Here is a 15859-nt window from a genome sequence, read left to right on the forward strand (position 1 = left end):
TGTAAATCTGGATATTATTTGTTTAGTTGATCTAAAATTTCTTTTACCGTTTCCATATCATCAAAATGATGACGCACTCCTTTTATTTCCTGATAGGTTTCATGTCCTTTTCCGGCAATTAAAATAATATCGTTGGGCTGAGCCAATTGACAAGCCGTTTTAATAGCCTGTTTTCTATCAGTTATCCTCAATATTTTTTTGTAATTATGAGCTTCAACGCCTTGTTCCATTTCATCTAAAATCACTTCCGGATCTTCGTTTCTTGGATTGTCTGATGTTAAAATTGCTTTATCACTAAGATCTGTCGCAATTTTTGCCATAATTGGTCTTTTTGTTTTATCTCTGTTTCCGCCGCAGCCTACAACTGTAATCAATTGTTCGTTTTTTGTACGGATGTCTTCAATTGTTTTTAAAACATTTTCCAAAGCATCCGGTGTATGAGCATAATCTACAATAGCAGTTACTTTAGAATCAGTAACAATGTATTGAAAACGTCCCGAAACACTCTCTAAATCAGACAATAAGCGCAACGCCTCAAGACTATCCATTCCCAACTCTATAGCAGTTCCGTAAATAGCCAAAACATTGTAAGCATTAAAAGTTCCAATTAGTTTTACCCAAACTTCATTGTCATTTACTTTTAACAGTAAACCAGACAATTGGCTTTCTAAAATTGTTGCTTTAAAATCTGCATACGTTTTTAGCGCGTATGTAAACTTTCTTGCCACAGTATTTTGCAGCATTACAGTTCCGTTTTTATCATCAATGTTTGATAATGCAAAAGCTGTTTTTGGCAGCGAATCAAAAAATGATTTTTTTACATCTCTGTATTCTGCAAAAGTTGGATGATAATCTAAATGATCGTGCGAAAGATTCGTAAAAATCCCGCCTACAAAATGCAAAGCTTCTGTACGTTTTTGATGGATTCCGTGTGAACTTACTTCCATAAAACAATGCGTTACTCCAGCCTCAATCATTTCATTTAAATAATGATTAATTGTAATAGAATCCGGAGTCGTATGCGTTGCAGGATATTCTGTTTCATCGACCATGATTTTTACAGTTGACAATAAACCAACTTTAAAACCGGCTTTTTGAAACAACTGAAATAATAACGACGCAATGGTTGTTTTTCCGTTTGTTCCCGTTACGCCTACTAATTTTAGTTTTGAAGATGGATCTCCAAAATAATTAGCCGCGATAAAAGCCAATGCCGAATTGGTATCTTTTACCTGAACATACGTAACTTCTTTTTCGATATTTTCAGGAAGTGTATCGCAGATAATTGCTTTTGCACCTAACTGAATTGCTTTTTCGATATAATCATGCCCATCTGAAAGCGAACCCCGAATAGCCACAAAAACATCATTTGATTCTACTTTTCTAGAATCGAATTCGATTTTTTGAATGCCAATTTCTGTCGAACCTGTTACAGATTCGATAGCCACTTTATATAATATGTCTTTTAGTATTTTCACGATAATTCTAATACTATTGTTGAGTTTTTACTAATATTTTGTCCAGCTTGTAACGACTGTTTTTTTACTTTTCCTACTCCGTTTACTTTCACTTTTAAACCTAAATTTTCGAGTAAAGCAATGGCATCCATTCCCGGCATTCCTTTTAAATCAGGAATTTGATTTAATTTTTTATTGTCTTCAACAATGTATTTATCATAACTGCTTTCTTGTTTTTGAATTTTAGAATCCAGTCTTTTGATTTTATTTGTTGATGGTGCATCAGTAAATATTTTTTGAGCGATTCTTTTAAAAACTGGTCCTGCAACATCTGCTCCGTAATAATTATTCTTAGATGTATTCGGTTTATGAACCACTACGATACAAGAGTATTTTGGATGATCTGCCGGAAAATATCCTACGAAAGAAGAAGCATAATACAATGCCGATTTTCCTTCTTTACCTCCATAATTTACCTGAGCCGTTCCCGTTTTTCCTGCCATCGAAAAATCTTTCGAATACAATTTAGAACCTGTTCCTTTTTTTACCACGTTTGCTAAAACTGCTTTCACCTTTTTAATTGTTTCAGGCGAACAAACTTTTGGATTTATGACTTCAACATCAAATTTCTTGATGGTTTTGTTCCATTCTTTAATTTCAGAAACAAATTGAGGTTTCACCATTACTCCGTTATTCGCAATCGAATTATAAAGCGCTAATGTCTGCATTGGCGTTACTGAAACTCCATAACCAAAAGCCATCCACGGAAGCGAAATTCCCGACCAATGTTTATCTCCAGGCTGCGGAATATATGGTCTTCCTTCTCCTTTAAAATGCAATCCTAACGTCTTATTTAATCCGTAGCTATTAATGTGATTTACAAATTTTCTTGGATCGGTTTTGTAATTTTCATAAACCGCCTGAACCATTACCGTATTTGACGAAAGTTCAAAGCCGCGTGCCAATGTAACCTTTCCGTAACCACCTCTGTGCGAATCATTAACCGGGCGACCATAGTATCTTACCTGACCTCCGTGGCTGTCATAAACCGTACTTGTATCAGCTACTTTATCTTCTAAAATTGCCATTAAATCGACCAATTTAAAAGTCGATCCAGGTTCGTGAGATTCAGCAATTGCATAATTTGTTGTTTCATAATAAGACCCGTCTTCTGCTCTTCCTAAATTAGAAATTGCTTTTACGTACCCAGTTTCTGTTTCCATAACCACCACACAACCGTGATCTGCTTCGTAATCTTCCAATTGTTTCAACAAAGCGTGGTGCGCAATATCCTGAATAAAAACATCTATCGTAGAAATCACATCGTAACCATCAATAGGATCTACTTCGTTTACATCACGAATAGGTTTCCACTGGCCTTTTGCAATTTTCTGCTTTAAAATTTTTCCGTCTTTTCCGTTTAGATAATTTTTAAAAGCCCACTCAATTCCTTTTCCAACTTCTACTCCGGTTGCAGGATCAATACGATCATAACCAATTGTTCTTTCGGCAATTTTTCCTATCGGATGTTTTCTAACCGTTTCCTGCTCTATAATAATACCGCCTTTAAAAGCTCCTAAATTGAATAATGGAAATCCTTTAATTTTTACATATTCAGTATAACTTAAATTGCGCGCAATTAAAAAGTAACGGTTTTTATTTGTTCTTGCTTTTCGCAATTCTCTTTCGAAATAACTTCCTGGTTTATCTAAAACTGTTGCTAACGAATCTGATAATCCTTTTACGTATTTTTCGAATGTTTCTGTTTTTGGCGCTTTGGCATCAAAACGAATTTCATAATTAGGAATTGATGTTGCCAATAAACTTCCGTCTGCCGAATAGATATTTCCTTTATTTGCCGGAATTACAAAATTTCTAACCGTACGCTGCTTGGCCAGTTTTCTGTAATAATCTCCTTCAACCCATTGAATATTGGTTAATTTAACGACAATAGCAATTGCCATCAAAAAGATGAAAACTGCTACGAGGTAAATTCTGTAGGATATATGTTTATCGTCTACTGCCATATTCTTTTAAAGAAACTTTTTTCTTCTTCTTTTTCAACTTCTATCTTAACCGGAGGAACTGTCGACGGAAAAATCTGCTTTTCGAGCATTTTATCCGAGATCGTTGACTCCATTTTCAGCTTCATTAATTCTGAACGTCGATCTACAAATTCTGATCTCAGCTCTTTTACTTCATTATTTAGTTTTGCGATTTCAAATACTTTTTGTTCGTATCGCTGTGTATTTGCAATCATCAAAATTGCCAGCAGAATTATAAAAACAATGAACCGCCAGTTTTTTACCGCGTCATCGTTAATTAGAAATCTTGCTTTTAATATGCCAAATACTCCACTCTTCATTTTCTACCTATATATATTATATCTTTTCAGCAATTCTCAATTTTGCACTTCTTGCTCTATTGTTTATTTTGATTTCGGCATCATCCGGAACAATCAGCTTACCTATACTTTTAAACGGCACCGAAAAGTTTCCAAAAAAATCGCGTTCCGGTTCTCCTTCAAACATTCCGTTTTTAATAAATCTTTTTACCAGTCTGTCTTCTAAAGAATGATAAGAGATTACTGAGAATCGTCCGCCCGGGTTCAAAATTTCAAGAGACTGCTCAATAAACTCTTTCAGCACATCCATTTCCTGATTTACCTCAATTCGAATGGCCTGATAAATTTGAGCCAATATTTTATTTCGAACTTTCTCCGGTAAATGCTTTTTCAAAACATCTTTTAACTCGTCAGTCGTTTTAATTGGATAATCATGTCTCGCTTCTACAATGGTTCTTGCTAAAACCGGTGCATTTTTCAACTCCCCATAATCAAAAAAAACACGACGTAAATCCTGTTCTTCATATTCGTTAACCACCCGATAAGCATTTAAATCATTCTTTTGACTCATCCGCATATCCAGTTCGGCATCAAATCTGGTTGAAAAACCTCTTTCCGGAACATCGAATTGGTGAGATGAAACTCCCAAATCTGCTAAAATTCCGTCTACTCCTTTAACACCATGAAAACGAAGAAACCTTTTTATAAACCTAAAATTTTCATTAATCAAGGTAAATCTTTCATCAGGCAGCGCATTTGCCAGCGCATCTTCATCCTGATCAAAAGCAAATAATTTTCCGTTTGGCCCTAATCGTCTCAAGATTTCTTTTGAGTGCCCCCCGCCGCCAAACGTTACATCTACATAAATGCCGTCTGGCTTAATATTTAAACCATCAACTGTTGGATGAAGTAAAACCGGATTATGATATTCCATTGTCGTCGTCATTAATATTTCCCATTACTTCCTCGGCTAAATCTGCAAAATCCATATCTTCGCCGCTTATTGATTTCTCGTATAAATCTTTATCCCAAATTTCCACAATATTAACCGCAGATGAAAAAACCACATCTTTAGAAATACCAGAAAAAGTCACCAAATCTTTTGGCACCAACAATCTTCCTAATGCATCAATATCTACCACTTTTACGCCGGCAGTAAATCTGCGGATGAAATCATTGTTCTTTTTTACAAAACGATTCAACTTGTTAATTTTCGCCATCATCAAATTCCATTCTTCCATTGGATATAACTCCAAACACTGCTGAAAAACCGAGCGCTTCAAAACGAAACCGTCCTGAAGAGAGGCAGCCAGCTGCTTTTTCAAGGGTGCAGGCAACATCAGCCTCCCTTTAGCATCGACTTTACACTCGTATGTTCCTACAATTGTGTTCAAGAAAAATCTATTAACATGTTATACAGCAAAAATATAAAAAATTTTACCACATATTACCACTATATACCACTTTGTTAATAAGTTTAACCACATTCCTACCACTTCACATAAACATTAAGCAATCAATAGTTTAGACATTAATCAGCCCAAAGAAAGATTCTTTTAACAATTGCAAAAATTAAATACTATTTCTCTTAAAAAATTAATTATAATGCAATAGTTTTAACATTTACATAATATAAGAAAAAGCTGATTTTTAAACACTTAGATATTCTACTAAAATTATCTAGTTAAAAAATGGCGGCAAAAATTCATTTTTATTTATTTAACCCTATATTTGTCGAAATTGAAATTGGCATTAGATTAGATGGACAAACACTACAAAAAAGAAGGCAGATACAGCTATTTTGAAGCTGGAGAAGGAACTCCTATCGTAATTTTACACGGATTAATGGGAGGTCTTAGTAACTTTGATGCTGTAGCAGAATATTTCCCAACGAAAGGATACAAAGTTGTTATCCCGGATTTGCCAATATACACACAAAGTATTTTAAAAACGAACGTAAAAAGTTTTGCAAAATACGTTAAGGACTTTATCACTTTTAAAGGTTTTGATAAGGTTATTTTATTAGGAAATTCATTGGGCGGGCACATTGCACTTTACCACACAAAATTATATCCTGAAAAAGTAGCCGGACTTGTAATTACCGGAAGTTCTGGACTTTACGAAAGCGCAATGGGTGACAGTTACCCAAAAAGAGGCGATTATGAATACATCAAAAAGAAGGCTGAAGATGTATTTTATGACCCAAAAATAGCAACACCGGAATTAATCGATGAAGTTTATGCGACCGTAAACGACCGTATAAAATTGATTAAAACCTTAACAATTGCAAAGAGCGCAATTCGTCATAATATGGCAAAAGATTTACCTAAAATGACAGTCGAAACCTGTATCATCTGGGGTAAAAATGACGCCGTAACACCGCCAAATGTTGCTGAAGAATTTGACACTTTATTGCCTAATTCAACTTTATATTGGATTGACAAATGTGGACACGCTGCTATGATGGAACATCCTCAGGAATTCAACAAAATTCTTGAACAATGGCTTGTTGAGAAGAATTTATAGCATCTAACTTTCAATTTTAAGGAGGTTTTAAAACCAAAAAGCATGAAAATTAATACCGCCGAATTTATTATCAGTAATTCTGATGCATCAAAATGCCCGAAAGATTTCATTCCGGAATATGCATTTATAGGCAGATCAAACGTTGGTAAATCATCATTGATAAACATGATTACCAATCATAAAAACTTAGCAAAAACATCTGGAAGACCAGGGAAAACACAGCTGATAAATCACTTTAAAATCAACAACAATTGGTTTTTGGTCGATTTACCGGGTTATGGTTATGCTAAAGTTTCAAAAAAGACAAAATCGATATTCCAGCAGTTTATTACGGATTATTTTGAAAACAGAGAACAACTGGTTTGCGCTTTTGTTTTGATTGATATTCGCCACGAAGCTCAAAAAATAGACATTGAATTTATGTCTTACATGGGCGAAAGTGAAATTCCGTTTTGCATTATTTTTACCAAAGCCGATAAAATCAGTAAAGTAAAAATCGATTCGCATATTGCCGCTTACAAAAAACAAATGTTTGCCAACAACTGGGCCGAAATGCCTCAGTATTTCGTTACCTCGTCTACAGAATCAATTGGTAAAGAAGAACTACTTTCTTACATTGACGAAGTAAATCAGGAAGTTTTTAAAAACAACAGCGGTTTTTTAAACTCAATTTAAGAAACTTAAATTTCAATATTGAAATTCCAAAAAATATAAAATTCCAAATTCCAAACTCACAATTGGAATTTGGAGTTTTTTTTTATTGAGTATTATCTTTTTTATTGGAATTTGGAATTTAAATATTGGTATTTCTTTTTTTGTATTCATTGAAATTTCTTTTTAACTACATTTGAGACGAATTCAAAAATATAGTTTATGAAGAAAACTTTACTCTTATTTTGCACTTTCCTCTTTATCAGCTTTTCATCGTGTACCACTCCGTCGTATACATTTGTTACAGGACAAAGAACCGGCGTTGACTTTACTTCGGGAAAATGGCTGTTGAATGAATTAGATTGTCCTGGCAGTTCTCAAGATAAATTGACCGCTTCATCTTTAAAATATTTCAAAAATCATTTAGGCGAACGAGTGTCTTATATTCACGATGTTAAAGGATTACTTGTTACACGCAAAATCCCCTTAAACCCAAGTAAAACAAAACTTAAGGAATTAAAAGACGGAACTGGTTTCGATTTCTTTATTAATATTTCGACCAGAAAAAACAAAAGCGATTTTTCTTCTCTCGAACTTTATCAAAACGACAACGATACAGGAAGAAACGAAGGTTCTGTAATTGTTGAGATTTACGATTTAAATCTGCAAGAGATTATTTATTCTCAAAATGTAATTGGGAGAACTTCAAAAGTAACTGCACCACCTGACGGAAATACCCAAAACTCAGGTAAACTTAAAGACAATATATCATTCTATAAAAATTCCAGTCAATTAATGGAAGGAGCTTTAAGGCGAATATTTAAAGACTTGGATCAAAGATCTGTCAAATAAAAATATTCAATTAAAAAAATCCAATATTTGAAATTCCAAATTCCAAATAAACGAAAGACTAAATAAAAAAATCCCAAATTTCAATCTTGCAATTGGAATTTGGGATTTTTATTATTGAAATTTCCTTCTTGAATTGGAATTTGGGATTTTTATTATTGGAATTTCTATTACTTAGTAAGTTCCAGTTTTTCTGCAAAATAATCACAGAAGTCTTTCATTGTGTCAGACATTTTTTCGTCGTCTGTAGCACGTTTAAAAGTATCAGACATGGCAACTAAAGTCTGGTGAAAGAAAATTTTCATTTCGTCTACCGGCATATCTTTTGTCCATAAATCGATACGCATTGTTTCCTGCGCTTTGCTGTCCCAAATAGACAACATTATTGCTTTTGCTTCTTCAGCCTGAACACCACCGTCTTGCGCACTCCATGTTAATTTTTCGGGAACGCGGTTTTCATCTAATTCAACGTTGAATTTAATTTCTGATTTTATTGTATTTGACATTATTTCTTAGGTTTATATTTGGACTTTTCGAATACTACTTTTGGGTCTGTTTTTAATAATTCTGACAGCGAAACAGTATTGTTCTTCATATACGAACGAACAATCTGCCAGCCAATCCAGGCACCCACTCTTCCTGGTGAATCGTTATCTATTTCTAAATAAAATTTAGAAAATGGAGCCGGATTTATAAAACGACTAGTAAGCTTAGGGTCTAAACTATACAGCATTTCGTTTTCCAGAAAATAACGCCACATATAGTTTTCATTTTCTTCGCACCATTTTATCTGTTCCGGCGTATAGCCTATTTTATCTGCATCTGTATATTTAGGTAAAAGCAAATCTTTTGCATATAATTGCTTCCCTTCAAAAATCATTTGAGAAATTAAATTTTTATCCTGATAAGCCGGAATATTTCGATACGTAAAACTCGAAACAACATCTGGCATCATTTGTTTTTCTTCAAAATTGTATTTTAGATAATTAGGAAACTCATAGAACTTATGATCTTTTCCTAAATATAATTCTAATGCCACAATTACAAGGCTGTCTGCATAAATGGCTTTTGCATTATAATCCATTTCTCCAATTACCGTAATTACTTTTGGCGTTTTAGTTTTTGGAAAATAATATTTTACGTGTTTAAAAAGCTCGTCAAATTCTTCACGTACAGGCTCAAAATTGGCGTATTTTTTTTGTACTTCTTCATACACTTCTCTCCAAATTGGTTCCTGCATTTTTTGCAGCCAGACACTGTCGTCATTTCCTTCAGGAAAAAAGAATGGATACTGCTTTTTTACCTTAGCCAAATCCTGAGGTTTGGTCTCAAAAAACACTTTATCAAAACGTTCTACCTTAATATCAACCGGTATTTCTTCAACCTCTTTTTCAACCTTTGTTTTTTGGTCACAAGACAAAAAAAACAAGCACAGAACCACTACAAAGCGATAAATTTTCATTTTATTTTAATTAGATTTGTGTTGCTGGAATTTAAGTAATTGGTTACTTAAAAAAATAATTCTGCAAATATACATCCCTGCATCTTAAAACTTGAACTATTATGGCTAAAAAAAGCACAATTCAAACAGAAAAAGTAAATACACATATTGTTGAGTGGTTAAAAAATTACGCTGTCAACGCAAAAGTAAACGGTTTTGTAATAGGAATTTCGGGCGGAGTTGACTCTGCGGTAACCTCAACGCTGTGTGCGCAAACGGGTTTACAGGTTTTATGTGTAGAAATGCCAATTCACCAGGCTGAAAGTCAAGTATCAAGAGGGAGAGAACATATTGAGCAATTATCTAAGCGTTTTCCTAATGTTTTGAGTGTAAAAACGGATTTAACTGACACTTTTGAAGCTTTTAAGGCTGCTGTGCCAACTACAAAAGATTCAACAAAAGTTAATTTATCGTTAGCCAACACAAGAGCACGTTTAAGAATGACTTCATTGTACTATTTAGCCGGGATTCACGGGCTTTTAGTAGCAGGAACAGGCAATAAAGTAGAAGATTTTGGCGTAGGATTTTACACAAAATACGGAGATGGCGGTGTCGATTTAAGTCCAATTGCTGATTTAATGAAGTCGGATGTTTATGCTTTGGGAGAGTTTTTAGCAATTCCTAACTCAATTTTAACAGCTGCTCCAACCGATGGACTTTTTGGTGATAACAGGACAGATGAAGACCAATTAGGGGCAAGTTACGACGAACTTGAATGGGCAATGTTAGCCGCGGAGTCAGGAAATACGGCAGATGACTTTAATGGGCGAGAAAAATCTGTCTTTGAAATCTATAAAAGATTAAACACCAGCAACAAGCATAAAATGGAAGCAATACCCGTTTGTTTAATACCAAAAACGTTAAAATAATTTTTTTAACATTTGTCTGCAATTAATTACAGAATTTATTTATTAATTTTACAGTTCCAAAAACATGATAACAATTCTAAAAAGGTAAAATTATGATTAAAGTATGTCTTGCAGACAATCATCCTGTGACTCACTTTGGCGTTAAGTCTTATTTTAAAGACCACGATCAAATTTCAATTGTTGCCAACGTAGGCAATTTTTCAATGGTTAGAGATATTCTTCAAACGAAGGAAATCGACATTTTAATTTTAGATCTAGAATTAGAAGGTCTTTCAAGTATCTTTGAAGTTAAATCAATCTTGAAAAATTTCCCAAAAACAAAAATTGTAATTTTCAGTGACCTGGCTGAGCAAATGTATGCTCCAAACGCAATTAAAGCAGGTGTATCCGGGTATGTACACAAAACAGAAAAACTTGAAACTTTAGGTCTTTCTATTATTAAAGTACACGAAGGAAAAATTATCATCAACGAAACTGTGCGTAAAAACATGGCACTTATTGCTAAACAAAGCAAAAGCGAGCGTTTGTACAGAAAACTTTCTAACCGTGAAATCGAGGTTTTACGTTATTTAAGTGATGGTAAGAAAAACAATGAAATCTCTAAAATCTTAAATCTGAACGAAAAAACGATCAGTACTTACAAACTAAGATTATTGACTAAATTAAACGTTACTAATTTAGTTGACTTAGTAAACAAAGCTAAGACTTTAGAAATTATTTAATTTAGTGGTATCCTGATTTGCTCAGGCGAATCATCAACCATAAAAAAAGCTCTATATTGATTTACAATATAGAGCTTTTTGACTTTTAGCCTCTATGTCCATGGTAAGGAACTACTACTCGGCCAAGCTTTTTTGAAAAATTATTCAACAGTTTAGAATAATCTACAACCATCGACATTACTTCTGAATTATCATCCTGAGGATCAGAAATCAGCGAATTTTTTAAATCCTGAATGATTTTTGAAACCAAAAACCAGCGCATTGCAAAAATAGTTTCTGAAACATTCTGCTCAATTGTTTCGTCTTTATGTTTTGGAAAAATATTCTGCCCTTCCCAATCATGAATCGTCAGTTTTTCATCCTCCATTAAAATATTGGTTACTTCCTGAGCAAAGTCAGGATTTAAATGCATCAAATATCGATCTAAACTAAATGTTGCGTTTTGATTGTAAAAATCAATTAAGCCTGCAAATATATTTTGAAACAAACTATTAGAAAGTTCTATTTCGTCTTCCTGTAAGCTTAAATATATTTTTTCAAAAACTTTATATCTTCGTTTTTCACTGACTTCCTTAACATTTCCTTCTTCATCTGCTTTTAGAAAAACATCTTCAAAATCTTCTTCTACACTTCCGTAAAGCAATAATATTTCAATTACTTTTCTTTCGAAACCGTACAAAATATCTACTTTTTCTACCTGTTCTGCAGGAGCCCCATAGTTTCCCGGATAATAATCATCCGGCGGTCCTGTTCTGGGATCTTCCGGATCTCCTCCTGAAAAGTTGGTGTTTTGAAGGTTTTGATTTCTAACAACTTCAAAAGGTCTTTGTTCCTGTTTTTGCCTCTTGTTCGCTTCTGTAATATCTTTCTGGATCAGCTGCGCCAGCGTACTTACCAAAACCTGCTCCGAGATATCCATGATTCGGGCACATTCCTGAATATACACTTCACGTTGAATACGATCTGGTATTTTAGAAATACTGCTCACCATATCCCGAATTAAATCGGCTTTTTTAATAGGATCGTTTTTAGCCTCGCCCATTAGGATCGAAGCTTTAAACTGTATAAAATCTTTACTGTTGTTTTCTAAATAAGCTACTAAATCGTCGTGCGAATTTTTTCTGGCAAAACTATCCGGATCTTCTCCATCAGGAAAAGAACAGACTCTTACATTCATTCCTTCTTCCAGAATCAAATCGATTCCTCGAATAGCCGCACGCAAACCCGCCGCGTCACCATCAAAAAGAACAGTGATATTTCTGGTCAAACGATTAATTAATCTAATTTGATCCGGCGTTAAAGCCGTTCCTGACGAAGCCACAACGTTTTCAATTCCGGCTTGATTGAACTGAATAACATCGGTATAACCTTCAACCAAATAGCAATTGTTTTGCTTGGCAATAGATTGTTTGGCCTGATAAATCCCGTAAAGCACTTTACTTTTATGGTAAATATCACTTTCTGGCGAATTCAGGTATTTTGCCGCTTTTTTATCGTTGGTTAAAATACGTCCTCCAAAACCCAAAACTCGTCCCGACATACTTTGAATCGGGAACATTACACGTCCTTTAAAACGGTCAAACGGACGGTCTTCTCTTGGAATTGTTAAACCTGTACTTTCCAGAAATTCTAATTTATATCCTTTTCCTAATGCTTCTTTGGTCAAAGCATCCCAGGTTTCTGGAGAGTATCCTAAACTAAATTTTTTGATGGTTTCATTGGTAAAACCTCTTTCTTTGAAATAAGACAAACCAATGGCTTTTCCTTCTTCTGAATTTAAAAGTACATCCTGAAAGTATTTGGATGCAAACTCCGAAACCAGATACATACTTTCGCGTACATCGGTTATGGCTTTTTCTTCATCTGTCTGTTCCGTTTCTTCAATTTCGATATTGTATTTTCTGGCCAAATATCGAATAGCTTCGGGATAGGTAAACTGAGAATGTTCCATTAAGAACTTAACCGAGTTTCCTCCTTTTCCGGTACTAAAGTCTTTCCAGATTTGTTTTACGGGCGAAACCATGAAAGACGGCGAGCGCTCATCTGAAAACGGACTCAAACCTTTGAAGTTACTTCCTGCGCGTTTTAAATTGACAAAATCACCAATAACCTCCTCAACACGAGCAGTTTCAAAAACAGTATCTATTGTATTTTGTGAAATCAAAACTTAAATTATTTTTTAAAATTAAGAGCCTGTAAAAGTACATAAATCCTTGGTGAGTTTTAATGTTTCGCACAAAAAAAGTGTCTCTTTCAAGACACTTTTTCTACTAACTAAACTTCAACTTTTATACTTAATTTAAATCCAGACGAAGCCCTAAAGAAATATTATTTTCTTTAATTGAATTATCCTGAAATAATGGGTTCAAATCATATTTACAATACAAACTCAAGGCTCTGTAACCTACGTAAGAACTTAATCCGTAAATAAAATTATTTACATTATAATCTCCTTTAATCGTGGTTTTGTATTTTAAATCGTCTTCTTCAAATTTTAGAATTTGTTTCGATTTTACGTTGATTCCGGCGTAACCTCCAATTCCAAAACGAAAACTTTTATGAGTTCTAAAATATCTTTTCCCGTCGCTTTCCCTTGCTTTGGTAAAATCAAATTCTAAATGTACCGGAGCAACTAAATAGACGTTTCTAAAACGAGATTCTGTTAAATGCACCGGATTGACTTCCAGATTGGTTTGATCTCCGTTTACTACAAAACTGTAATTGTCTGTTGGGCGAATATTATTATACATTAACGAAAGACCGTATTTAGCATGAAGCAGGTTGTCATTTTTCATCAATCTTGAGTTATAGGTAAAACCCCATTCGTAAAAATGCGATCCCATAAAACTGTATTTAGAATCCTGAAGCTTTCCGTTGATCATCATATTATTCAAACCCATTGCAAATACAAATTGCGATGTGGTTCTTTTTTCGCCTCGAATAGAATCTTTTCTTTTTTTATTATCGCTCCATTCTTTGTTGTTCCAATACACAATTAAAGCGTGTTTTTTGATCGAATCTCCTTCTTTGATTTTTCCGTCGACTTTTTGCTGTACTAAATCGCTTAGTTCGTTTTGTGCCTGATTTACTTTTTCTTCAATAATTACAGCGCGTGCTTCTGCCAGTTCCTTTTTGCGTTTATCTGCTTGTTCCTGCGTAATTTTTCCTTCAGATAATTGCACATTTACGGCTTCAATTTCTTGTTTCAGAGTTTCTTTTTCTTCTTTGGTTACTTTCTCTATTTTATTGGCGATTTTCTTTGCTTTAGACTCAAAAGTTTCCTGCCCCAGCACTTTGCTTACAAACAAAAAAATGAGGATTACGAGATAAATGGTAAAATTTTTCATGATTGATTTTTTTTTTAGATTGATGATGATGATTATTAATTGTTAATTGTAAATGGTGAATGGTGAATTCTTTATTACATCGGGTTAAAACCCTACATTGTAATATGGATCGTTCCTTCGGAACTAAAAATTCACATTTTTTCTTGCTTCTTTTTTCTTGCTTCTTTCCTACTCTTGTTTATTTCTATTCGCCAATGCTACTTTTACGGTTTGGTAGTTTTTATTGACTTTTGTAATTACTTTTTCTCTAAACGAAAGCTCTAATTCGCCGTCGACCTGATTTAGTAAATCCGAGGCATTGATTTTTACTTTTTTTGGTTTTGCAGCACTTTCGGCTAAAACTGTTTTTTCTGCCGCTTCCAGCAATTGATCTACATTTTCTTTTTTAGAATTTTCAGCAATTACGGTTTGATTATTATTGGATTGTTTTTCTTGATTGTTTTTGATGATGATTGAAGACTCCGCTATATGATTTGATTCATTTTTAATGGTTTTATGGTTTATTTGGTTCAGATTATTTTCTTTCTTATTTGATTTTTTTGCCGAAGTTTCTGTTGAAGCTTGTTCCGCAATTGCAGTTTCGGTGTCAACTGAATCAACTTTATTTAAGATTGGCTTTACAACCGAATCTTTTTTAATTTTTTCTTCTATTACCACACTTTTTGTTACTTCAATTGCATTTTTCTTTTGGTTAAAAAAGAAAGTTCCAATCAGCAAGAATCCAATAATACTTGCAGCGATATACAGCCATTTTCTTTTACGGCGAGGTTTCTTTTCTTCGGTAACACTCAGCATAGCGTCTAATCGATCCCAGGCTTTACTGCTTGGTTCAATTTTGCGATCGTTTAGCTTTTCACGGAAATCCTTTTCAAAATTATTCGGTTCCATTATCTTGTTTTTTTAAAATACTAATTTGTGTTTGCAGCATTTTTCTAGCGTGCGATAATTGCGATTTTGATGTTCCTTCATTGATTCCTAACATCTTGGCAATTTCATTATGTTTATAACCTTCGATGGCGTATAAATTGAAAACCATTTTATAACCATCCGGCAAAGCGTCAATTAAAAACTGAATCTGATCAACCGTAAACTGACTGTCAATTTCATTGAAACTTTCTTCTGTAAAAAATTCATCTTCGGCAAATTTTACTTTTTTCTGAACCCTCAAATACGAAATGCATTCGTTAACCATAATTCGGCGGATCCAGCCTTCAAAGCTTCCTTTATTTTCAAATTTGCCTAAATTGGTAAACACTTTCATAAAAGCCGTTATCATTACATCCTCTGCCAGCTGAATGTCCTTTATATATTGTCGGCATACGCTTAACATTTTTGGAGAAAACCTGCTGTAAATCTGCTGCTGTGCTTGTCGATTATTTTCGACAGCGAGTTTTATGATTTCGGTTTCTTCTTGATGTAAACGAATAATTTTCATTAATAAGCGTTCGGTTTTGGTTTAGCAATAGTCTTCTATCAGCATAGACGATTGTCGATTTAAAATGGTTGCATGGGAATGGAAAATTTTCAAAAAAAAAAAAAAAAAATCCAAATTCCAATTAGGCATGCAAAATCAATTGATTTACAAAGAAGTAA

Annotated in this window: 16 protein-coding genes; 5 read left to right on the forward strand and 11 right to left on the reverse strand. The window is 33.9% G+C overall.

All coding sequences use genetic code 11. The features are described from left to right. Positions 1 to 14: 14 nt before the first annotated feature. Genes AC1RRQ_RS04530 through AC1RRQ_RS04550 form a run of 5 tightly spaced genes read right to left on the reverse strand, consistent with a single transcriptional unit; the run spans position 15 to position 5195 of the window. The gene (locus AC1RRQ_RS04530; protein ID WP_493021830.1) at positions 15 to 1478 is read right to left on the reverse strand and encodes a UDP-N-acetylmuramoyl-L-alanyl-D-glutamate--2,6-diaminopimelate ligase; all 1464 of its coding nucleotides are present in this window, start codon (positions 1476 to 1478) and stop codon (positions 15 to 17) included. Continuing rightward, complete coding sequence (locus AC1RRQ_RS04535) at positions 1475 to 3484, reverse strand: penicillin-binding protein (RefSeq protein WP_493021831.1); 2010 nt, start codon at positions 3482 to 3484, stop codon at positions 1475 to 1477. Before AC1RRQ_RS04535 ends, AC1RRQ_RS04530 begins: the two co-directional genes overlap by 4 nt. Further along, entirely contained in the window at positions 3475 to 3822 is a 348-nt protein-coding gene (locus tag AC1RRQ_RS04540) for an FtsL-like putative cell division protein (protein ID WP_071636466.1), read from the reverse strand. The genes AC1RRQ_RS04535 and AC1RRQ_RS04540 overlap by 10 nt, the downstream gene beginning before the upstream one ends. A 16-nt stretch (positions 3823 to 3838) precedes the next feature. Next, positions 3839 to 4747 (reverse strand): 16S rRNA (cytosine(1402)-N(4))-methyltransferase RsmH, encoded by a 909-nt coding sequence (rsmH, locus tag AC1RRQ_RS04545; RefSeq protein WP_493021834.1) that lies wholly within the window; start codon positions 4745 to 4747, stop codon positions 3839 to 3841. After that, positions 4722 to 5195 (reverse strand): division/cell wall cluster transcriptional repressor MraZ, encoded by a 474-nt coding sequence (locus tag AC1RRQ_RS04550; RefSeq protein WP_493021836.1) that lies wholly within the window; start codon positions 5193 to 5195, stop codon positions 4722 to 4724. Before AC1RRQ_RS04550 ends, rsmH begins: the two co-directional genes overlap by 26 nt. A gap of 367 nt (positions 5196 to 5562) precedes the next feature. Here AC1RRQ_RS04550 and AC1RRQ_RS04555 point away from each other — a divergent pair, with 367 nt between their 5' ends. The 3 genes from AC1RRQ_RS04555 (at position 5563) to AC1RRQ_RS04565 (ending at position 7830) form a co-directional block, all read left to right on the forward strand. Then, positions 5563 to 6327, forward strand: a complete 765-nt coding sequence (locus AC1RRQ_RS04555) for an alpha/beta fold hydrolase (protein WP_493021838.1) — start codon at positions 5563 to 5565, stop codon at positions 6325 to 6327. A 42-nt stretch (positions 6328 to 6369) separates the two neighbouring features. Then, entirely contained in the window at positions 6370 to 7002 is a 633-nt protein-coding gene (yihA, locus tag AC1RRQ_RS04560; RefSeq protein WP_493021840.1) for a ribosome biogenesis GTP-binding protein YihA/YsxC, read from the forward strand. A gap of 198 nt (positions 7003 to 7200) precedes the next feature. Next, positions 7201 to 7830: a hypothetical protein gene (locus tag AC1RRQ_RS04565; RefSeq protein WP_493021842.1), complete on the forward strand. Its 630-nt coding sequence runs from the start codon at positions 7201 to 7203 to the stop codon at positions 7828 to 7830. A gap of 167 nt (positions 7831 to 7997) precedes the next feature. Here AC1RRQ_RS04565 and gldC read toward each other — a convergent pair whose 3' ends face one another. Both gldC and gldB read right to left on the reverse strand, forming a co-directional pair. Continuing rightward, positions 7998 to 8333 carry a gliding motility protein GldC gene (gene gldC / locus AC1RRQ_RS04570; RefSeq protein ID WP_493021844.1) on the reverse strand — a complete coding sequence of 112 codons (336 nt, stop codon included), beginning with the start codon at positions 8331 to 8333 and terminating at the stop codon, positions 7998 to 8000. Next, positions 8333 to 9289, reverse strand: a complete 957-nt coding sequence (gldB, locus tag AC1RRQ_RS04575) for a gliding motility lipoprotein GldB (RefSeq protein WP_493021846.1) — start codon at positions 9287 to 9289, stop codon at positions 8333 to 8335. Before gldB ends, gldC begins: the two co-directional genes overlap by 1 nt. A gap of 101 nt (positions 9290 to 9390) precedes the next feature. On the opposite strand from gldB, the gene nadE reads away from it, so the two are divergent. Then, entirely contained in the window at positions 9391 to 10197 is an 807-nt protein-coding gene (gene nadE / locus AC1RRQ_RS04580) for an NAD(+) synthase (RefSeq protein WP_493021847.1), read from the forward strand. Between the two features lie 92 nt (positions 10198 to 10289). Continuing rightward, positions 10290 to 10919, forward strand: coding sequence for a response regulator transcription factor (locus AC1RRQ_RS04585; RefSeq protein ID WP_026730588.1), 630 nt, complete (start codon positions 10290 to 10292; stop codon positions 10917 to 10919). A gap of 85 nt (positions 10920 to 11004) precedes the next feature. On the opposite strand, the gene dnaG is transcribed toward AC1RRQ_RS04585, so the two are convergent. The 4 genes from dnaG to AC1RRQ_RS04605 form a co-directional block, all read right to left on the reverse strand. Continuing rightward, entirely contained in the window at positions 11005 to 13083 is a 2079-nt protein-coding gene (gene dnaG / locus AC1RRQ_RS04590) for a DNA primase (protein ID WP_493021849.1), read from the reverse strand. A 130-nt stretch (positions 13084 to 13213) separates the two neighbouring features. Further along, the gene (locus AC1RRQ_RS04595; protein WP_493021850.1) at positions 13214 to 14266 is read right to left on the reverse strand and encodes a coiled-coil domain-containing protein; all 1053 of its coding nucleotides are present in this window, start codon (positions 14264 to 14266) and stop codon (positions 13214 to 13216) included. Between the two features lie 168 nt (positions 14267 to 14434). Next, positions 14435 to 15154: a hypothetical protein gene (locus AC1RRQ_RS04600; protein WP_493021852.1), complete on the reverse strand. Its 720-nt coding sequence runs from the start codon at positions 15152 to 15154 to the stop codon at positions 14435 to 14437. Then, complete coding sequence (locus AC1RRQ_RS04605) at positions 15141 to 15701, reverse strand: RNA polymerase sigma factor (RefSeq protein WP_493021854.1); 561 nt, start codon at positions 15699 to 15701, stop codon at positions 15141 to 15143. Before AC1RRQ_RS04605 ends, AC1RRQ_RS04600 begins: the two co-directional genes overlap by 14 nt. Between the last annotated feature and the right edge of the window lie 158 nt (positions 15702 to 15859).

This window comes from Flavobacterium sp. GW821-FHT12A05 (assembly GCF_058807735.1).